Origin of the sequence: Paraburkholderia sp. J67, from assembly GCF_905220265.1 — a bacterium.
Taxonomy (GTDB): Bacteria; Pseudomonadota; Gammaproteobacteria; order Burkholderiales; family Burkholderiaceae; genus Paraburkholderia.
This window is the reverse complement of sequence record NZ_CAJMZK010000018.1, coordinates 1-19348: the sequence shown is the minus strand read 5'-3', so window position 1 is coordinate 19348 and position 19348 is coordinate 1. Positions and strand designations below refer to the sequence as shown.

Sequence of the window (19348 nt, the reverse complement as noted above, 5' to 3'; positions counted from 1 at the left end):
CTTACACTGGGTTTATCCGGCGCTGTCGGAGCCCGCGCGCCCGCGCTCACCCTGCGATGCGTGCCGCGACGTCACCCGCGCCCCATCCCAGAGAGCCCCGCATGAGCGACGCCGACCTCCTCTTCCGTCCCGACCTGCTCGCCAAGTACGGCGCGAACGGCCCACGGTATACGTCCTATCCGACGGCCCTGCAGTTCCGCGACGATTTCGACCTCGCCCACTACCGGCGCGCGGCAACCGATCCCGGCGCCGCCGACACCGACCTCTCGCTCTATTTCCACATCCCGTTCTGCGACACCGTCTGCTTCTATTGCGGTTGCAACAAGATCGCGACAAAAAACCGCACGCACGCCAGGCCCTACGTCCAGCAACTCGTGCGCGAGATCGAATTGCAGGCGACCTTGTTCGACACCCGGCGCACCGTCTCGCAACTGCATTGGGGCGGCGGCACGCCGACGTTCCTCTCGCTCGACGAAATGAGCACGCTGATGGCGGCCACGCGCGAGCACTTCGCGCTGCGGCCCGACAACGAAGGCGAGTATTCGATCGAAATCGACCCGCGCGAGGCGTCGGCACAGACGATCGCGCACTTGCGCAGCCTCGGCTTCAATCGCCTGAGCCTCGGGGTGCAGGATTTCGATGAGCTCGTGCAACGCGCCGTCAACCGCGTGCAGCCGCTCGAACTGACGGTCGACGTGATGAACGCGGCGCGCGCGAACGGCTTCGAATCGATCAGCGTCGATCTGATCTACGGATTGCCGCACCAAAGCGTGCAAAGCTTTCGGCGCACGCTCGACACGATGCTGCTGCTCGCGCCCGAGCGCATTTCGGTATTCGGCTACGCGCACATGCCGCAACTCTTCAAGATGCAACGGCAGATCGACGCGGACGCGCTGCCGACGCCCGCCACCCGGCTCGCGCTGCTGCAACTGGTGGTCGAGCAACTGACCGATGCGGGTTACGTGTACATCGGCATGGACCACTTCGCGCTGCCCACCGACGAACTCGCGCGCGCGCAGCAGCAGCGCACGCTGCATCGCAATTTCCAGGGCTACAGCACGCGCGCCGATTGCGACCTGATCGGCTTCGGCGCCTCGTCGATCGGCAAAGTGGGCGACGTCTACGCGCAGAACTCGAAGGACCTGCCAGGCTACGGCGCGGCGATCGACGCCGGGCGGCTCGCGATCTCGCGCGGCGTGCGCCTGAGTGCCGACGACTGCCTGCGCCGCGACGTCATCACCGAACTGATGTGCAATCTCGAACTACGCTTCGACGAATTCGAAGCGGCCTATGGCGTGCGTTTTCTGGCTGCATTTGAACCCGAGTTCGAGCGCCTGCGCGCCTTCGAGGCCGACGGGCTGGTCGCGCGTAGCACCAACCGGCTCGAGGTGCTGCCCGCCGGACGCATGCTCGTGCGCAACATCGCGATGGTGTTCGATCGCTACCTTGGCGCGCAGCAAGCGGAGCGCTTTTCGCGCACGATCTGAGTACCGCTTGCCGAGGCTGCAGTTTTACGCCATAATTTACGGCTACTTCGAGCGCCCGCTACACTGTCGGGCTGCGAGAGACGCCTCGGTGGTGAAATTGGTAGACGCGCCGGACTCAAAATCCGGTTCCGCAAGGAGTGCCGGTTCGATTCCGGCCCGAGGCACCAGCAAGTATTCCGGCAAGTTCCGGCGAATTACAGAAACCCGCGACAGCACAAGGCTTCGCGGGTTTTTTCTTTCCAGAACGTTCCAAGTTGATCCTTGGACAACCAATGGTATCTGATGGTACTTTTGATGGTGTATAGCCTTTCCGGCCATACCATCGCGCAAAATACCATCGAAAATACCAACATGCTGACCGACCTTCAGTGCAAGAACGCCAAGGCGAAGCCGGATGGCAAACCGAACCGGATCACAGACGGAGACGGGTTGTATCTCGAAGTCACCGCCTCTGGGTCGAAATACTGGCGGCGCAATTACCGCCGCCCCCTCACCGGCAAGCAAAACACCCTGTCTTTCGGCACCTACCCGGACGTGTCATCTGCTACTGCCCGGGAGGCGAACACCGCCGCCACGAAACAGCTTGCCGCAGGCATTGACCCAGCCGAAGCGAAGAAGGCGGGCAAGCGCGCGGCCCGCCTCGCGGCAATCAACACGTTCGAAGCCGTCGCCTTGGCATGGATGGACGAGCGCCGCCCGTATGTCGAGCCGGCGCAGTACGACAAGACGCTGGCGCGCTTCAAGAACGACGCCTTCCCGTGGCTCGGCTCCCGTCCTGTCGCGGAAATTGAAGCTCCGGAGATTTTGGACGCACTCAAACGCGTGGACAGCAGGGGCGCGCGCTTCACGGCTCACCGCCTGCGCGGCGAGATAAGCCGCGTGTTTCGGTACGGCATCAAGGAAGGCTTGTGCAAGGCCGATCCAGCTCGCGACCTGGTCGGCGCGATACCGCCAGCACAGACAACGCACTTCGCCTCAATAACCGAACCCGCGAAAGTGGGAGAAATGCTGCGTGCGTTTGATGGCTTCACCGGCACGTTTCCCGTGCTCTGCGCGCTCCGGCTCGCCCCAATGCTATTCGTGCGACCCGGCGAGCTTCGCAAGGCCGAATGGGAACAATTTGATCTTGACAAAGGCGAGTGGCGTTACCTCGTTACCAAGACGACGACAGCCCACCTCGTGCCGCTCGCCGCGCAAGCCGTCACCATCCTGCGCGAACTGCACGCCCTCACCGGCTCCGGCCGCTACGTGTTCCCCGGAGCGCGCGATCGTAACCGACCAATGAGTGAGGCGACCATCAACGCGGCCCTTCGGCGGCTCGGCTATGACACCCGCACCGAGATTACCGGCCACGGCTTCCGCGCCATGGCGCGCACGATCCTGCACGAGGAACTAGAGCAAAAACCGGAGGTAATCGAGCATCAGCTTGCCCACGCAGTACCGGACAACCTCGGTGGTGCGTACAACCGCACACGGTTCATCAAGGAGCGGCGCGCGATGATGCAGAAGTGGGCGGACTATCTCGATCGGCTGAAGGTGGGTGCGCAGGTCATTCCGATCGGCACGGCCGCCGAGTGAATCGGCCTATCCGCCAAGGAGTCAATGCTGGCGCGGGTTTTGGTACGGATGATGGAGCCCACCCGCCAACAAGCCCACGAAAACTTTGCCGCGGTAAGCTTGTTATATAGACGAGTTTGCGGCACGGTAAACAAATCAATAAGAGCTAGGAGGATGGTCGAACATGAAGTGTCCGCATTGCGCAGTGGAGATCCACGCAGGATTCGAGCAAAGTCGAATTAATGGTGCCAACAACTACTGGAATGTAGTTGGGCAGCATCTATGGCACACAAGCTTTATGACCTGTCCATCTTGCAAACTGGCAATTATTTACGTGACAGGTCGTAATAACAGCGGTGGATCAGATGTGGATGAGTTTCTCATCTACCCGAAGACTACAGGCCGACTAAGGGCTCCTGCGGAGGTGCCGGCGCATATCGCGGAGGATTATCACGAAGCATGTGCAGTCTTGGGAGATAGCCCCAAAGCGTCAGCCGCTCTCAGTCGCCGTGTCTTGCAAAGCGTGCTTAGAGAAAATGGCTTCGCACAGAAGGACTTAGCACCTGCAATTCAGGCGTTGCTTGATTCCAAGACTCTACCGAGCGCGTTGGCCGATAACGTTGATGCGATTCGTAACATCGGCAATTTCGCGGCACACCCGATGAAAGACACGAGTAGCGGTCAAATTTTGCCTGTGGAACCCCACGAAGCCGAGTGGAATCTTGACGTACTCGAAGAACTCTTCGATTTCTTTTATGTGCAGCCGGAAAAGGCCCGTCAGCGGCGAGCAGCTCTTGACGCGAAGCTCGCAGCAGCCGGTAAGCCGCCGATGAAATAATTCGAGCGCCCGGCTGTCGTGGTACAACGGCCTCACCCTGCAACAGGTCGCGCCGCAGCTGGGTCTCGTGCGCACGCGCGTCGTTGCAAGAACATTCAACAGCGTCCGCAGCGCCCCCGATGTTGCGAACGGCAGCTAACGTTCGCACAATTCAGGCAGCAACAGCTCCTCTGATCACAACGACCATGCGCCTCTATTACCTCACCCAGCTTGAGTATGCTGAACGCATTCTGGCAGAGAAGCGGTTGAAACTTTCGACCGTTCCCGAAGCCAACGATCCTTTCGAACTGATGGGCGCTTGGGTAGGCGAGAGGCGCGCACGGCATCTATATGGGATTCTGCACGGCCATCTGTCGCAGTCCGTTGGGATGCTATGCACCAGCAAAACTTGGGACAGCCCTGTCATGTGGGCGCATTACGGGGCGAAGCATAAGGGCGTCTGCCTCGGATTCGACGTTACCGACGCCGAAGCATACCAGGTCAAGTACGAACCACGGCGCTTGAACGGTCTGCTGGATCACATCGGCAGAGGCGAGCTACTGAATGAGCCACAGATGCGCGCCATTTTAACGACGAAGTTTAAGGATTGGGCTTACGAGCGCGAGTGGCGCTTTTTTGCTGGGTTGAATGATCGGCAGCAGGAAAACGGGCTGTATTTTCTGAATTTTGCCCCGCACTTTACGTTACGTGAGGTAATACTAGGCCACCGATGTACTGCGAACGTGGAGCATCTCGCCAAGCTTATCGGCCACACTAGCAAAAGCATCGATCTCTTTCACGCTCGGCCGGCATTCCAGTCGTTTCGGATTGTACGCAGAAGGGATGCGCCGTCGTTGTCTCTCATGCCGTAAAACATCTCGGCAAGCCATTTAAACGCAAGAGACGGAGAAGGCAACATGACCGACGAGATGAAAACAATCATAAAGGCATTCGAGCTTTTCAGCGCGCGCCGCCCTCGACCTTCACAAGTGACGATGCAGCAAGCCGCAGAAATGTTGGGGTTGAGCCGCTGGACGGTTAGCAAGATGGTCACGGCCGGGACGTTCAAGCTCAACAAGTGCGGCCTTATCCCCATCGAGCAAGTCGATGCCGCCCTTCAACCCGCCTAAAGCTGCGCGGCGCATTGCCCTCTGGTGCGTGCGAGCCGTCGCATTTTCGAGGAACGGCCTCGCCCATCATCGAAGATGGCTGACATAAAGGCATGCAGCCATGAAAACGGGCCGCGCGGATTGCTCCGGCGGCCCCCCTGCCTGCGCCCTCGGCGGGCCAGCGGAACAGAATCCGGCGGTTCCGAGTCGCAGACTGCACAGCTTTTTCCGTATGTGGGGCACTCATGTGCTTATCCCCATCCAGCAACGTTCCGAAGGATTCCCCCTGGCACGGGCGCGCGCCACCTTGCGGCAGCGGCCTAATCGATAAGCTCGTCGGCCTCGAATGGCCGGTTCAACGCATTGCGCGGCGGTCTCATGGCTAGAAGCTGGAGCGCTCGCGGTAGGTTCGCGTCGTCGAGCAGGAGATTCGCGGCCTTGATCCGGTTCTCCAGTGGAGCGCCGGTGTCGTTCATCGTCGCCAGCAGCGCGGCGCGGCGGGCCGGATCGCCTGTCAGCTTGGCACCGGCGGCATCAATCGCCATCGCGAGGGTTGCGGCCTCCACGCGGCGCGCCTGCGCGATCAGTGGGTCATTCATCATTTCTAAGAGCCTTCTGCGCCCGCCGGTCGCGGCGGCCTCGTCGGCGTCGTCGGCCAGCAGAATGCTCCCGGCCTCCATGCGGTGCGCCAGCTCGGCGCTCGTATCGTTTGTCACCGCCAGTAGAAACGCTTTCGGGTCGCCCGATTGGGTTTCCTGCGTCGCCTTCTTCTTTCGAGTTGCCATGTCACCTTCCGTTGTTCACTACCATGCGTGGCGGCGGTGGCGCTGCGCCGAACTTCGATGCGGCGGCCTTTGCTGCCTCATTCTTCGCGTCTTTCTTGCCCGCGCTCAGCACACGCTTTGTGTCGTCACCCATCAGCGCCAGCGCGGCCTTCAATTGCTTGTCCGTGGGGTCAATCCGACCCAGCGAGATTTCGCGCACCAGCTCGCGCGCGTCCATATCGGGCAGCGGCTCGGGCGGGGTCGGCTCTTTCCGTGGCCGACCGGCCCCGCGTCGTGCGCCGCCTGAGCGGCCTTTCGCTCCGGCCATGCGCCATCCTCCTGTCATTTGATTTTGATTTGGGCCAACCATGCCCGAAACGCCCGCCAGCGCAGGGATTGCGCCAGCCCGCGCCGCTTCGCCATTTGAAAAAATGCTCAAAACGGCTTTTTTTCTGCGCATGCGGGATCGGTCGGTCTTGGGCAGGAAAGAGGAAAAACTTTTGACTCCCCCTGCCTGTTTTTCGTGCAAATCGCCGGATCGGCACGGGAACGCGCCGCCATTCCAGTGGATCACCAGCAGGCAGCGCGCCACCGGTACGCCCTAGCTCTTAACGCCTTCGATCACCGTGATTGCTTGCGGGTAGTTCGCCACCACGTCGAAACGCGCGTGAGCGATGAACGCGAGTTGACCGTTCGAACCCGGCAACTCCGGCAGCAGGCGAACATTGAAGTTTTCGCGCATCACGAATTGAACCGTGTTGAAGGATCCGATAAACGCCAGCGACTCGTTAGCACCGTCGCCAAGGTTGGTCGGAACGCCAGTGGACGGACGGCGCACCACGCCATCCAGCAGAGCGGGAGCGTTGAGCGGTTGGCCAAGCGTGTCGACTAGTCCAGCAAGGCCGGTCAGTGTGCGCGGAGCCATAATGATCGACGTCGGCGCTGGGGCGTCCGCGTCCAGTTGCGCTTGATACGCGGCCAGCATGTCGGCATACGCGAACGCGGAGCCGGTTTGCTTGATCTTCTGTACGTTCGTCATGCCGTACAGGCCCAACGGCTCGGGAGCCGTTCCGGAGCCAACCAGCGCGGCGCGGTCGAATGCCTTGGCGAACGCTTGCGCGAGCGCTTGGCGCACGGCGCGATCCATATCCACGGCATCGGCCAGCAACTCGCGGCTGATCGGCACCACGATTGCAAGCGAACGCGGCGTGGCCGTCACAGGGCGGAAAGTCGGGCCGCCGGTTGCCAGCGGGTCATTCTCGTTGCGCCATGCCGGTTTCGGGAGTTGATCCACAGCCGGAATGGTCACGCTCTTTGCAGCGCCAAGCGGCAGGATGCTAGCACCAGCGGCCAGTACCGCCGATGCGCTCACCATCGCATCCAGAATCGTAGGCATCACCACGTCCGGCACCGCGTAGCCGCCATCCGTGCCCACGCCTTCCGACAGAGCCGCGCGCACGCCCTCGCTCACGCCCGACATACCAGCAGCCCCGCGAATGAAGTCCGCTATCCCGAAATTGGCACGCGGGCCGAACGCACCGCCAGCCGATGCTTGAGCACGTTGGCGATAGAACGCGCCGATTTGCGAGCCACGGAGGCCGGTCGATGCGTGGACGGGCTGCGCTTCGTCAGTGTCTGCGCCCATTGCCTTGGTATTGCCCACGCCGCCCGCCATCTGAACCGCCATCTTGTCCATACCGGCCATGATGGCTTCCACGTCGGCGGCGATTCCGTCGACGCGTTCGTTGTTCTTCGCCTTGAACTCGCTGAAAGACGCATTAATACCCTGAATCAGCGAATTGATGTCGCCCATGCCAGCTTGTGCGCGCACAGCGAATGCGCCGCGAGGAGTTGCGCCGGTCTTTGCGAATGCGGCCTGAGCCGCGATTGCGTTACGAACTGCCGATGCTGCGATGATTTGCTTACCCATAAAAATTCCTTAGTACGTTTAAACGTTGTAGCGGTATCAATTGATGCGCCGCCCAATGAGAACGTCAAACTAGGCCTAGACTCCTAAGCGAACGGGAGGCGCGAAGCCTCGATTGGTGCCCAGCCAGAAGGAACTAACCGGAAGGTGTCGTTGTTTCTTAACCTTGGGAGGAATTCTACGGGATGGCTAACAGAGGGTCGCGACGTTCTACCTGCGGCGCTGGCTGGCTTTACCCGCAGGTATGCTTATTCCCCCACGTTTTTTGGCACTTTTCTTCCGGCGCATTCCGAAGAGTGTTAGCCGTGCGCTGCCCGGCCAGTGCGCGCCGTCGCCTTTCATCGATCAAACCGCCAGCAGCGCCTATTGATTGCCACGCGCGCCGCCACGGTCTCCGACGTCGTGTTCGCTGCTCGATTGCTCGCCTGCATTACTCGCGCTGTGCAATCTGATTGATTCGATAGGTGGTCGCGCTGCGCGCTTCGTCGACACCCACAAGCCAGTCACGGTAAATCCGCACGTCGATGGCGGCACTTACTCTCTGCAAATTGCGTCCAGCCACGCCGCGTACCGCCTCGCCGCTTGAATTGTGAATCCGTCTAGCAATCGCCCGGCCTTGATCCGCCTCCTCAGCGATTCAGCCATGAACATAGCCAACGCAGCGGTCGGCGGCGCTCCAGCAGCCTCACGGCGGATCGCCCCAATCTGCGATATAGCGCGGTCGATGTCTGCGACGCCAACAGCACCACCAACGCCAGCCTTGGCAGAATGCAACAGCGCCAGATCCATCGCCTCCAAATCCTTCCTATGCCGTGCTACCTAGTAGATTCGTCGAATCCCGCCAGCAGGCTGGATTGGGATGGCTGCGCCTTTATCGGCCTGCCTGGTCGACGCTTCGGAACCTGCGCCGCCTTTAGGATCGCTCGCATGGCGTCGAACTCAGCCTGACGCGCTTCCGGCGTACTTTCCTGCCGCTCTTCGACGCGCGCAGACGCTTCACGCTCTAGCCGCGCCGCCCGTTTCCGGATCTCTGCCAGCACCAGCGCCATGAATTCCGGCAGCGTCGCTGCCCACTTCGGATTCACGTCGACGCACTTGCGCAGGGCGTCGCGCACGACATTCTTTGTCACGTCAGGGCGCATCAGCCACCGCCCCCATACCGCCATCGCGTCCAGAACTCCCAGATCCTCGCCAGCTTCGTTCGTCACGCCAACTTCGAAGCGGCGATGCGCCGCCGCGCCATACATTGCACGCAGCTCGCCAAAAACAAATTGCCCGACTGACTGCGGAGTGAATTTGTTCTCAGCCATGCGAACTCCATCGCGCCGATTGTGCTGCCCGGTTCGTTGAGTGATACGCGATCCGGGCCTTGGTGTAATCGTCGAGCGGATCGTCTCCAAAAGGCAAATCCTCGTCTTCTGCGCGCACTGGCGGCGGATCACCCGCTATCGGCTCGTCGACGGGGTAGCCATCCATAGCAGCGTGAAAGGCGTCGAGCGGCGATACCAGCGGCGGCGCGACGCGCCCCTGCTCGGCTTTGCGCTGAGGCTGCACCTGTGTTGACGCCTGCGGCTGCCCCCCTTCTTCCTGCGAGCTGCTTTTTTCTGCGGCCTGATCGTCAACGCGCGCTTGGTCTCTCCCGGAGCCTTCGACTGGCGGCGCGGACCTCACCTCACTTTTGGGGATACCCCTACGCGCAGGAGTCTCTCCGGCTGCGGTACGTTCAGAGCCATCCAACGGAAATTTCGGTCCCAGCCAGATCCGACGCTCCTCTACCTGCCCGGCAGCGTTTCGTATCGTCTCAACCACGACATATCCACGCGCCGCTAAATCGCTAATGATGGCGCTCGCGCGCTTGGTGCTAACGCCGTGCCGATCACCAAAGGCCTTATTTAGCCGAAAGCAGCCACGCCCCTTCGTTTGAAGGGCGAGAACGTCTGCCAGAAACGCAACTTCGATATGACTTGCACGCCGCGCCTCAATCTCACCCATAAGCGCTGGGGTGAGCCACGACCCCTTTGTTTCTTTCTTGTCCGTCATACCAATGTCGCCCCCCACTCGCTGCTGGCCGCCTGCACGGCGTCGTATTCCCGCCTGTAATCGCCGAAGCTGCCTGCCAGCTCGTCAGCCAGTTCTTGCGCGATATGCGCGAGAGAGCGGGCCAGTTGCGGGCGGTTTGCCAGTTCGGTGATAGCGGCATTCAGCGCCGCCAGCTTTGCGAAGCTCTCCGCTGCACGGTCGAGCATTGCCGCAACATCGTCGGAACTCAGTACGCATTCATCGCGTTTAAACATGCTGCGCACCCTCCATCTGGACATCTGCGGCCTGCGCGGCGAGCGCTTGAAGCGCATCGGCGCAAATGTCCAGCGCGTCGAACACAGTAGGGGCGAGCGCAGCAGCGCGCAGGGCGCTATTGACCAGCTTGATAGGGGATTGAGTTTGCTCGATGCGAGCGGAGATAAGGCGCATTATGCGGCCTCCGACGTTTCTGTTTCGGAAGCCCGCTTCCCGTCGCCAAACGGGGTGGGCGGGCACTAAACGGGGTTGGCGAACCGGAACGTCGGCACCGGCAGATCCGAAGATCTCCCCACCTAGGCCCACCCATTGATCTTTAAGGCGCGCGAAGACAGACGGACGTAAAAAAACCGCTCTAAGGCGGTTGTCCGCCGACATATTCAGGTCGCCAAACCCGTCGCACGTTGTCTCGTGCGAAATAAGAGTATACGTGCGATTGAAGCGGAGCGACAAGCTATTTACAGCACGCGCCAGCGCCGGGCCAATCACTGCACTGCCGCTTTCGTACCCATGTACTGGCACGTCTCGCGCGCCGCCAGCCATGCATCAACGTCTTCTTTGCGCCAGCCCACCGATTTAGGTCCCAAGCGGACGGGGGCCGGGAATGTGCCCCGGTTCATTGACGCGTAAATGGAGCTGCACGAAAGGCCGATGATTTGCTGGACTTCGCGGCGGCGCAGAATCTTGGTCGTCATACTTCCTTTTCTCCAGTAAGGGCCAGCGCGTGCAACCAATTCGCACAACTCGCTGGAACGGTTGGAAGTATGCGGGATCGCGAAGTGCACCGCGCGACGTTTGCGCCCAATAAATAGGCAGGCTATCAAGGAAGGCCGTCAGCCTTTCCGATTTCGATGCCGACGTGGGCCAGCGCTTTTCCTGATCGCTTATTTCTAAAAGTTTTGGGGAATGGAGATAGGCGGCGAAGCCGACGAAGCAGCGTAGCTGCGCCTCTCTGTTATCTCATTTATGTTTTTTCTTTATGTAACCTCTATGCCTCGTTTCTGGGGGGAGGGTTTTCCCAAATCTGAGGTGAGGTACCCTGATTTGTGAGGTGAGGTATTTGGGGCCCCTGCGTATTAGCCGGGGCCGGTTCAGCCGTCTACGGTGACGCTTATCCACAGGCGATGAGTCAGCCCGATTTCATCGGTCGGCGGGCAATTCTGACGTCAGCCGGGCCGAGATAGTCGGCCCATATCTGCTTCATTGCGGGGCGCTCTTCGATGAATCGCCTCCAGTTGTATGCGCCGTCCAAGCTATCCGACTCGACGCGCGAGAGCCGGAACACTCTAGAACTTGCCGTAACACATCAACAAAAAATGGGGTAGCACACCTTTTCTGATGGTATTTTTGATGGTATTTGTACAAAATGAAAATAACAAATAACCGCCAGCATTGACATAGCTGGATCTTTTTCATTCCGGCCCGAGCACCAGAATCCACGACAAAGCCCCGCATCCGCGGGGCTTTGTCGTTTCTACGCACGCAAAGCGCGCAAGCTCACCGCAAATTCGTCTGCGCCAGCTCCACCACTTCGTCGCCCCGCCCGCTCAGCACCGCGCGCAGCATATACAGACTGAAGCCCTTCGCCTGCGCCCATTGCAGCTTCGGCGGCATCGCCAGCTCGTGTTTGGCCGTGACCACGTCCACGAGCGCCGGCCCCGGATGCGCGAACGCCTCGCGCAGCGCATCGTCCAGTGCCTCCGACGTTTCGACCCGCACGCTGAACAGTCCCGCGCCCTTCGCGATATCCGCGAAGTTGGTCGCCGCGAGGTCGGTGCCGGTCTCCACATAGCCGCCCGCCTTCATCTCCATGGCCACGAAGCCGAGCGAACCATTATTCAGGACAACGATCTTGATCGGCAGATCAAGCTGACGCGCGGTAAGAATATCGCCGAGCAGCATCGACAACCCGCCGTCACCCGATAGCGAGATCACCTGCCGCCCCACATGCGCGGCTTGCGCGCCGAGCGCCTGCGGCATCGCGTTCGCCATCGAGCCGTGGTTGAACGAGCCGTGCAGGCGGCGGCGACCGTTCATCGTCAGATAGCGCGCGGCCCACAGCGTCGGCGTGCCGACATCGACGGCAAAGATCGCGTCGTCAGCCGCGAGCGCATCGAGGCGCGCCACCACGTATTGCGGATGCAGCGGCTTGCCCGCGGCGGCCGGACGCGCGAGGTCGTCGAGCCCCTTGCGGGCATTCGCATAGTGTTCACGCGCGCGCTCGATGAAGCCGCGTTCAGTCTTGCGCGTGATTCTGGGCGTGAGCGCGCGCAGCGTCTCGCGCACGTCGCCGATCAGGCCGAGCGTAAGCGGCGCGCGCTTGCCGAGCGCCGCCGCATCGCGATCGATCTGCACGATGTTCGCGTGTTCGGGATAGAAGTTGCGATACGGGAAGTCGCTGCCGAGCATCACCAGCGTGTCGCACGACATCATCGCGTGATAACCGGAGCTAAAGCCGATCAGCCCGGTCATGCCCACGTCGAAGGGGTTGTCGTACTCGACGTATTGTTTGCCGCGCAGCGCATGCACGGTCGGCGCACCCAGCGCATCGGCGAACGCCACCACTTCGTCGTGCGCGCCCTTGCAACCGCTGCCGCACAGGAGCGTCACCGCTTCCGAGCGGTTGAGCAGGTCCGCCAGCCGGTCGAGATCGGCGGCGGCCGGCAGCGTCGCGGGCCGCGAGGTCTGCGCCCAGGCCGGCTCTTCATCGGGCGCGTCGAGCAGCGCGACGTCGCCGGGCAACACGATCACGGCTACGCCCTTCTGGTCGATCGCCGTACGCAACGCCGTCGCCAGCACGCGCGGAAACTGCGCGGCGTTGGTCACGAGTTCGACGTAGTGCGCGCATTCGCGAAAGAGTTCGGTCGGGTGCGTTTCCTGGAAGTAGCCGAGGCCGATTTCCGTCGACGGGATATGCGCGGCGATCGCCAGCACCGGTGCGTGATTGCGATGGCAGTCGTAGAGGCCGTTGATGAGATGCAGGTTGCCGGGGCCGCAACTCCCAGCACAAACGGCAAGCCGGCCGGTCGCGGCCGCTTCGGCGCCCGCCGCGAAGGCCGCGACTTCCTCGTGGCGCGTATGCATCCAGCGGATCGTGCCGAGCTTGCGCAGGCTCGCCGAGAGTCCGTTCAGGCTGTCGCCCGTCACCCCCCAGATCCGTTCGACGCCCACTGCTTCGAGCGTTTTCGCCAGAAAATCCGCAATCGTCTTCGCCATGCTGTCCTCCACGTTCACTGACAGGCGCAGCGCGCGCCGCCAGGCGGCGGCCCGGCGCTGCACTCGATAAAAGGGGGAAGCGCGCGGCCGTCGCGTGCCGGCTCAAGCCACACGTGTCGGATATCGTCGATTCCATTGGCCGCTGCGTCGCATTACGTTACGCCATCCTCGCGAAATACGTCGCGAACGGCGTTCATTTGCAGCCTGTCGCAACCCAAATGGATGGCATTCGCAAGGGGATCGTCAAGCGGGTGCGACGAAGTGTGGCGTCTTCGATCGCGCCGTTCGCTAAAATGCTGCGGTTTCAAGCCGTCGGCGTTCCGCCATGAATCTCGAAAGTATTCTCTTCTCGCAAGGCTTCGGCACACGCCGTCAGTGCCGCGGGTTCATTGCCGATGCGCGCGTGGCCGTCGCCGGCGTGACCTGCACCGATCCGCTCGCGGTCTTCGACATCGCCAATCTCGTGTTCAGCGTCGACGGCACGCCGTGGCCGTTTCACGAGCGCGTCTACCTGGCGCTCAACAAGCCTGCGGGCTATGAGTGCTCGCGCGATCCGCAGCATCATCTGAGCGTCTTCCATCTGCTGCCGCCGCAGTTCGCCGAGCGCAACGTGCAATGCGTGGGCCGTCTCGATCAGGACACGACCGGCCTGCTGCTGCTCTCCGACGACGGCCAGTTCGTGCACGCCTTCACCTCGCCCAAGCGCAAGGTGCCGAAGGTCTATGTGGCGACGACACGCCATCCGCTCGACGAGGCGCAGTTGCAGGCGTTACGCAACGGCGTCTTGCTGCACGGCGAGCGCGCGCCGAGCGTGGCGCTCGCGGCCAACGCACGCGGCGAGCACGAGCTGGAATTGACGGTGCTCGAAGGCAAATACCATCAGGTCAAGCGGATGGTCGCGGCGGCCGGCAACCGCGTGGAGGCGCTGCATCGCGAACGCATTGGCGGCTACGCGTTGCCCGAGGAACTGGCGCCGGGCGCGTGGATGTGGCTCGACAGCGCGGCCCTGGACGCGCTGCGCAACACGGGGTAAACGACGACGCGTGGCGCATAGCCTTGCCTGGCGGGGCCGCTGCGCGGCTCGGTCAGTGAATGCACCCCGTTTCTACCGCGCCGCAGCATGCCCTTGCTGACGTTCCGCCCTATACTCCTTTAAACAACGATTACAAGTTTCAAGGAGGGGCATCATGAACATCAACGACACATTGAACATCCCATACGTGTTGATGGCTTTCATGGGTCTAGGGGTACTTCTGATCGGCGGCTTGCTGGCGTCGGTGCGCTTCAGGCATCGCTACCCGCCAAGCCTGGTCGGGGCAATTATCGGGGCCCTGTTCTGCTTCCTCCTGATCGAGGCGCTGCCGGCAATCACGTGAACGGCACGCTTGCGCCGCGCCGCCCGCCCGGGCTTACGGGTGCGGCGGCAGCGTGCGCAAAAATGTATCGACATCCGGATAACGCAGGCGCACGCGCAATTCGCGCTTGAGCCTCGCGTTGGCGAGCCGGCGCGATTCCCGCATGAACGAGAGCAGCACCGGGTCGAGTTCGCGCTCGGCAACCTCCCGGCTCACACGTGGCGCGCGTGCAAGACCAAAAGCATCCGCCACCCGGTCGAAATACTCCCCCATCTTCAATTCGCTATCGTCGCTCGCGTGCACGATGCGCGCTGGCCGCCCATGCGTGGCGAGGCGCAGCAGAATGGCCGCGAGGTCGTCGGCGTGAATGTGGCTCGTGTAGACGTCATCGCTCTGCGCGAGCGCAGGCGTGCGCTTTTCCAGCCGCGCGAGCGGCAGGCGGGTGCCCGCGTAGATGCCGGGGATGCGCGCGATGGTCGCCTTGAGCGTGCCGCGCGCCGTGGCCTGACGCAGCTGGCGCTCAGCCGCCACGCGGCGTTTTGCGCGACCGTTCGCGGGGCGCGGCGTGCGCGTTTCGTCGATCCGCGCGCCGCCGCAGTCGCCGTAGACGCCTGTGGTGCTGGCGTACACGAGGGTCGGCCGGCTCGCGCCAGCCGGTGATGCCCGCCGGGTTCGCCAGGTGCGCTCGGGTACAATAGCGGATGGTTTTGACGCCGAAACAGGGCGCGATGTCGTGTGCGATGTGGTGTGAATAGCGCGCCTGAACACGCGGCTCGACATACCGCCTTGCCCGGGCCGCAAAGCCCAACGCGGACGCGTCTTGAGCGCGGCGATCAGCCTGCGGGTACGCAGGTCGTCGTCGCCGTCCTTTTGCGGCGGCGCGAGGTGCAGCACCGTACCGGCGAGACCCGCAAGCCGCGCGAGACGCGCGCGCTGGTCGAGGTCGCCCAGCACGGGCACGGCACCGGCGGCGCGCAGCAGGTCGACGCGCTCCGGGCGACGCGTGAGCGCGAAGATGCGCGGGCGAGCCCGACGCGCCTGTAACTGGTCGACGCAGCGCAGGCCGACGTCGCCGCAACCGACGATGAGGATGCGCGCACGGCGCAAGGTTCGTGTGGCAATCATGGTGGACCTATTTTAGCCGCCGGCGACGACCGGCGACGGCCCGAACCGGTTCAGTCCGGTTCCCCCCCGAATGACAGACTTACGCTTTCTCGAATATGGCTTTCAACGTAACGCTTAAGCAAAGCGGCCGGCAATTCCAGGTCGAGCCCGACGAAACCGTCCTCAACGCCGCCCTGCGCCAGGGTGTCGGCATCCCCTACGGCTGCAAGAACGGCGCATGCGGATCGTGCAAGGGCGCGGTCTGTAGCGGCAAAGTCGAACAGCGCGCGCACGCGGCCTCCGCCCTCTCGAACGACGAAAAAACGCGCGGCATGGCGCTCCTGTGCTGCGCCACGGCGCAAACCGACCTCGAAATCGACATCCGCGAAGTCGCGGGCGTCGGCGACATGCAGGTGCGCAAGCTGCCCACCCGTATCGCCGCCATCGAGCGCCGCGCCGACGACGTCATCGTCCTCAAGCTGCAATTGCCCGCCAACGAGCGCCTGCAATACCTCGCGGGTCAGTACCTCGAATTCATCCTCAAGGACGGCACGCGCCGTTGCTACTCGATGGCGAGCGCGCCGCACGAGGAAGGCCCGCTCGAATTGCACATCCGCCACATGCCCGGCGGCAAGTTCACCGATCACGTTTTCACGCAGCTGAAGGAGCGCGACATCCTGCGCTTCGAAGCGCCGCTCGGCACCTTCTTCCTGCGCGAGGACTCGGACAAGCCGATCGTGCTGCTCGCTTCGGGCACCGGCTTCGCGCCGCTCAAGGCGATCGTCGAGCATGCGGTCTACAAGAACCTGGACCGGCCGATCACGCTCTACTGGGGCGCGCGCCAGAAGAAGGATCTGTATCTGATGGAACTCGCCGAACAATGGGCGAAGGACATCCCTAACTTCCGCTTCGTGCCGGTGCTCTCCGAACCCGCCGCCGAAGACGCCTGGACCGGTCGCACGGGCTTCGTGCATCGCGCGGTCGTCGAAGATCTGCCCGATCTCTCGGCTCACCAGGTCTACGCCTGCGGCGCGCCGGTGATGGTGGAGTCGGCCCAGCGCGACTTCACCCAGCACCACGGCCTGCCCGAGGACGAGTTCTACGCGGACTCGTTCACGAGCGCCGCGGACCTCGCGAACCCCGTCTGAAGCCGCTGCGCGGCCAAACGCAAGGCTTGCACGGCACTCGTTGCGTGCGCAAGCCTTGCGTCCTGACGCGCGCACGCGAAGCCACCGTCACGAAAAATTCTTCGGCCGATCGAAAAAAATCGGCACATTGACGGTTTACATCGCCGATCCGCTTGTCGTATTCTTGCGCCCATGAACTGCATCCTGTCCGCTCTCCGACGTCGCCGCTCGCCCCACCTCTAGGGCCTGGCTTTGTCGCGGACGCGCGTTGCACGGGGTTTCACCCCCAACGCACAGGAAGTTCGAATCACGAAAGCCACGGCCAGTCCGTGGCTTTTTGCTTTTCTGCCGTACCGTTCAACCCTTTTTGCAACCCCAGCGCGGAGCCCGTTGCCATGAATTTTTCCGAGTACCCGATCGAGTCGCTGATGTACATCACCAACCGGCCCGAAATCGTTTTCACGCATGGCAAGGGGTCGTGGCTCTACGACAACGAAGGCAAGCGCTACCTCGACTTCATCCAGGGCTGGGCGGTCAACAGCCTCGGCCACGGCAACGAAGGCATGATCGAAGCGCTGGAAAAGCAGGCGCGCCTGATCATCAACCCGTCGCCGGCTTTCTACAACGAGCCGATGGCGAAGCTCGCGGGCCTGCTCACCGAACATAGCTGCTTCGACAAGGTGTTCTTCGCCAACAGCGGCGCGGAAGCCAACGAAGGCGCGATCAAGCTCGCCCGCAAGTGGGGCAAGAAGCATCGTGACGGCGCGTACGAGATCATCACGTTCGACCACAGCTTCCACGGCCGCACCATCGCGACAATGTCGGCGAGCGGCAAGCCGGGCTGGGACACGATCTACGCACCGCAAGTGCCGGGCTTCCCGAAGGCCGATCTGAACGACATCGCCTCGGTCGAAAAGCTCATCACCGGCAAGACCGTCGCCGTGATGCTCGAACCGATCCAGGGCGAAGGCGGCGTGATTCCCGCCACGCGCGAATTCATGCAGCAACTGCGCGCGCTCACGCAAAAGCACGGCATCCTGCTGATCGTCGACGAAGTGCAGACCGGTTGCGGCCGTGCCGGCACCCTCTTCGCCTACGAACTCTCGGGCGTCGAGCCGGACATCATGACGCTCGGCAAGGGCATCGGCGGCGGCGTGCCGCTCGCGGCGCTGCTGGCTAAAAAGGACGTCTGCGTGTTCGAAGCGGGCGATCAGGGCGGCACCTACAACGGCAACCCGCTCATGACGGCGGTGGGCTACTCGGTGATCTCGCAACTGGTCGCGCCGGGCTTCCTCGAAGGCGTGCGCGCTCGCGGCGAATACCTGCGCGAAAAGCTGCTCGAACTGTCGGCGGAACGCGGCTTCCAGGGCGAGCGCGGCGAAGGTCTGCTGCGCGCGTTGATGCTCGGCAAGGACATCGGCCCGGAGATCGTCGAGAAGGCGCGCGTCATGCAGCCGGACGGCCTGCTGCTCAACGCGGCGCGCCCCAACCTGCTGCGCTTCATGCCGGCGCTCAACGTCACGAACGAAGAGATCGACCAGATGATGGCAATGCTGCGCACCATCCTCGACTCGCTGTAAGCACGGAGCGCTTGCGATGTCCGTCACGATCCGCGTATTCGACAAGGCCGACACCGAAGCGGTGCTGGCGCTCTGGCTTCAGGCGTTTCCCGAGTACAACGACGCGAGCCGGCCGCACCGCAATCCGCGCCTGTCGATCGCGAACAAGCTCGGCACGCAGCCTGAGCTGTTCTTCGTCGCCGTGCGCGGCGAAGATGACGCGATCGTCGGCACGGCGATGGCGGGCTACGACGGGCATCGCGGCTGGCTCTACTCGCTGGCCGTGGCGCCCGAGGCACGGCGCTTCGGCATTGGCACGCGGCTCGTGCGCCAGGCCGAGCAGGCGCTGGCCGCGATGGGCTGCCTCAAGCTCAATTTGCAGGTACTCGCCGACAAGCCGGAAGTGATCGCGTTCTACGACGCGCTCGGCTATCGCGCGGATGCCGTCGTGAGCCTCGGCAAGCGGCTCGCCGTGCAGGAGTCCGAAGCGCTCGTCTGATGTGCGCTTCGACATGAAAAAAGCCGCATGGGCGTCACGCCCATGCGGCTTTTGTATTTTGGCGGTCGCAATGACCGCCATTACATTACTGGCTTATTCGCCCAGATACGCCGCGCGCACCTTCGGATCATCGAGCATCTGCTTCGCGTCGCCTTCCATCGTGACCAGACCCGAGTCCATCACGTAGCCGCGGTTCGCCGCCTGCAGCGCAAGCCGTGCGTTCTGCTCGACCAGCAGCACCGTGATGCCTTCGCCCGAGATCGTGCGGACCACTTCAAAGATCTTCTCGACCATGATCGGCGAGAGACCCATCGACGGTTCGTCGAGCAACAGCAGCTTCGGACGGCTGATGATTGCGCGCGCCATCGCCAGCATCTGCTGCTCGCCGCCCGAGAGCGTGCCCGCGAGCTGCGAAGCGCGTTCCTTCAGGCGCGGGAAGAAGCCGAACATACGGTCGACGTCCTTCGCAATGCCATCCTTGTCGTTGCGCAGGTAGGCGCCCATCTGCATGTTCTCGATGATCGACATGCGC

General features: G+C 62.6%; 23 protein-coding genes and 1 tRNA gene. 13 read left to right on the top strand and 11 right to left on the bottom strand.

Annotation, left to right across the window (positions count from 1 at the left end):
• The first annotated feature begins 101 nt into the window (after positions 1-101).
• From hemN to U5782_RS26895, 6 genes are all read left to right on the top strand, one after another.
• On the top strand, positions 102-1487 hold the full coding sequence (gene hemN, locus U5782_RS26920) for an oxygen-independent coproporphyrinogen III oxidase (protein ID WP_322046942.1): 1386 nt from the start codon (positions 102-104) through the stop codon (positions 1485-1487).
• 82 nt (positions 1488-1569) lie between these two features.
• Positions 1570-1654 (top strand) — tRNA-Leu (locus U5782_RS26915).
• A gap of 184 nt (positions 1655-1838) precedes the next feature.
• Positions 1839-3065 (top strand): tyrosine-type recombinase/integrase, encoded by a 1227-nt coding sequence (locus U5782_RS26910; RefSeq protein ID WP_322047059.1) that lies wholly within the window; start codon positions 1839-1841, stop codon positions 3063-3065.
• A 163-nt stretch (positions 3066-3228) separates the two neighbouring features.
• Positions 3229-3882: a DUF4145 domain-containing protein gene (locus U5782_RS26905; protein ID WP_322046941.1), complete on the top strand. Its 654-nt coding sequence runs from the start codon at positions 3229-3231 to the stop codon at positions 3880-3882.
• Between the two features lie 185 nt (positions 3883-4067).
• Complete coding sequence (locus U5782_RS26900; RefSeq protein ID WP_322046940.1) at positions 4068-4733, top strand: DUF2971 domain-containing protein; 666 nt, start codon at positions 4068-4070, stop codon at positions 4731-4733.
• Positions 4734-4778: 45 nt separating this feature from the next.
• Positions 4779-4991 (top strand): DNA-binding protein, encoded by a 213-nt coding sequence (locus tag U5782_RS26895; protein WP_322046939.1) that lies wholly within the window; start codon positions 4779-4781, stop codon positions 4989-4991.
• A 299-nt stretch (positions 4992-5290) separates the two neighbouring features.
• On the opposite strand, the gene U5782_RS26890 is transcribed toward U5782_RS26895, so the two are convergent.
• The 7 genes from U5782_RS26890 to U5782_RS26860 form a co-directional block, all read right to left on the bottom strand.
• Entirely contained in the window at positions 5291-5755 is a 465-nt protein-coding gene (locus U5782_RS26890) for a hypothetical protein (protein ID WP_322046938.1), read from the bottom strand.
• Position 5756: 1 nt separating this feature from the next.
• Positions 5757-6326, bottom strand: a complete 570-nt coding sequence (locus U5782_RS26885) for a hypothetical protein (RefSeq protein WP_322046937.1) — start codon at positions 6324-6326, stop codon at positions 5757-5759.
• Between the two features lie 9 nt (positions 6327-6335).
• Positions 6336-7664: a phage major capsid protein gene (locus tag U5782_RS26880; protein WP_322046936.1), complete on the bottom strand. Its 1329-nt coding sequence runs from the start codon at positions 7662-7664 to the stop codon at positions 6336-6338.
• Between the two features lie 531 nt (positions 7665-8195).
• On the bottom strand, positions 8196-8450 hold the full coding sequence (locus U5782_RS26875; protein WP_322046935.1) for a hypothetical protein: 255 nt from the start codon (positions 8448-8450) through the stop codon (positions 8196-8198).
• Positions 8451-8476: 26 nt separating this feature from the next.
• On the bottom strand, positions 8477-8971 hold the full coding sequence (locus U5782_RS26870) for a hypothetical protein (RefSeq protein WP_322046934.1): 495 nt from the start codon (positions 8969-8971) through the stop codon (positions 8477-8479).
• Entirely contained in the window at positions 8964-9701 is a 738-nt protein-coding gene (locus tag U5782_RS26865) for a hypothetical protein (RefSeq protein ID WP_322046933.1), read from the bottom strand. Before U5782_RS26865 ends, U5782_RS26870 begins: the two co-directional genes overlap by 8 nt.
• Positions 9698-9955, bottom strand: coding sequence for a hypothetical protein (locus U5782_RS26860; RefSeq protein WP_322046932.1), 258 nt, complete (start codon positions 9953-9955; stop codon positions 9698-9700). Before U5782_RS26860 ends, U5782_RS26865 begins: the two co-directional genes overlap by 4 nt.
• Between U5782_RS26860 and U5782_RS26855 the strand changes: the two genes are divergently transcribed.
• Positions 9954-10199, top strand: coding sequence for a hypothetical protein (locus U5782_RS26855; protein WP_322046931.1), 246 nt, complete (start codon positions 9954-9956; stop codon positions 10197-10199). The genes U5782_RS26860 and U5782_RS26855 overlap by 2 nt on opposite strands.
• Positions 10200-10441: 242 nt before the next feature.
• Here U5782_RS26855 and U5782_RS26850 read toward each other — a convergent pair whose 3' ends face one another.
• Together U5782_RS26850 and poxB are read right to left on the bottom strand one after the other, a co-directional pair.
• Positions 10442-10651, bottom strand: a complete 210-nt coding sequence (locus U5782_RS26850) for a helix-turn-helix transcriptional regulator (protein ID WP_322046930.1) — start codon at positions 10649-10651, stop codon at positions 10442-10444.
• Between the two features lie 802 nt (positions 10652-11453).
• Positions 11454-13172 (bottom strand): ubiquinone-dependent pyruvate dehydrogenase, encoded by a 1719-nt coding sequence (gene poxB / locus U5782_RS26845; RefSeq protein WP_322046929.1) that lies wholly within the window; start codon positions 13170-13172, stop codon positions 11454-11456.
• Positions 13173-13285: 113 nt separating this feature from the next.
• Here poxB and U5782_RS26840 point away from each other — a divergent pair, with 113 nt between their 5' ends.
• The 3 genes from U5782_RS26840 to U5782_RS26830 all read left to right on the top strand — a co-directional run bounded on the left by U5782_RS26840 (position 13286) and on the right by U5782_RS26830 (position 14548).
• Entirely contained in the window at positions 13286-13501 is a 216-nt protein-coding gene (locus U5782_RS26840; protein WP_322046928.1) for a hypothetical protein, read from the top strand.
• A complete protein-coding gene (locus tag U5782_RS26835) occupies positions 13498-14205 on the top strand; it encodes a 16S rRNA pseudouridine(516) synthase (RefSeq protein WP_322046927.1) in 708 nt (235 codons plus the stop codon). Before U5782_RS26840 ends, U5782_RS26835 begins: the two co-directional genes overlap by 4 nt.
• 154 nt (positions 14206-14359) lie before the next feature.
• The gene (locus tag U5782_RS26830; RefSeq protein WP_322046926.1) at positions 14360-14548 is read left to right on the top strand and encodes a hypothetical protein; all 189 of its coding nucleotides are present in this window, start codon (positions 14360-14362) and stop codon (positions 14546-14548) included.
• A 33-nt stretch (positions 14549-14581) separates the two neighbouring features.
• Here U5782_RS26830 and U5782_RS26825 read toward each other — a convergent pair whose 3' ends face one another.
• The gene (locus tag U5782_RS26825) at positions 14582-15652 is read right to left on the bottom strand and encodes an NAD-dependent epimerase/dehydratase family protein (RefSeq protein ID WP_322046925.1); all 1071 of its coding nucleotides are present in this window, start codon (positions 15650-15652) and stop codon (positions 14582-14584) included.
• 95 nt (positions 15653-15747) lie between these two features.
• On the opposite strand from U5782_RS26825, the gene U5782_RS26820 reads away from it, so the two are divergent.
• From U5782_RS26820 to U5782_RS26810, 3 genes are all read left to right on the top strand, one after another.
• Entirely contained in the window at positions 15748-16779 is a 1032-nt protein-coding gene (locus U5782_RS26820) for a CDP-6-deoxy-delta-3,4-glucoseen reductase (protein ID WP_322046924.1), read from the top strand.
• 374 nt (positions 16780-17153) lie between these two features.
• Positions 17154-18338 (top strand): acetylornithine transaminase, encoded by a 1185-nt coding sequence (locus tag U5782_RS26815; RefSeq protein ID WP_322046923.1) that lies wholly within the window; start codon positions 17154-17156, stop codon positions 18336-18338.
• Positions 18339-18354: 16 nt separating this feature from the next.
• Positions 18355-18816 carry a GNAT family acetyltransferase gene (locus U5782_RS26810; protein WP_322046922.1) on the top strand — a complete coding sequence of 154 codons (462 nt, stop codon included), beginning with the start codon at positions 18355-18357 and terminating at the stop codon, positions 18814-18816.
• A 93-nt stretch (positions 18817-18909) separates the two neighbouring features.
• On the opposite strand, the gene U5782_RS26805 is transcribed toward U5782_RS26810, so the two are convergent.
• A partial coding sequence (locus U5782_RS26805) for an ABC transporter ATP-binding protein (RefSeq protein WP_322046921.1) occupies positions 18910-19348 on the bottom strand: 439 nt, incomplete at its 5' end.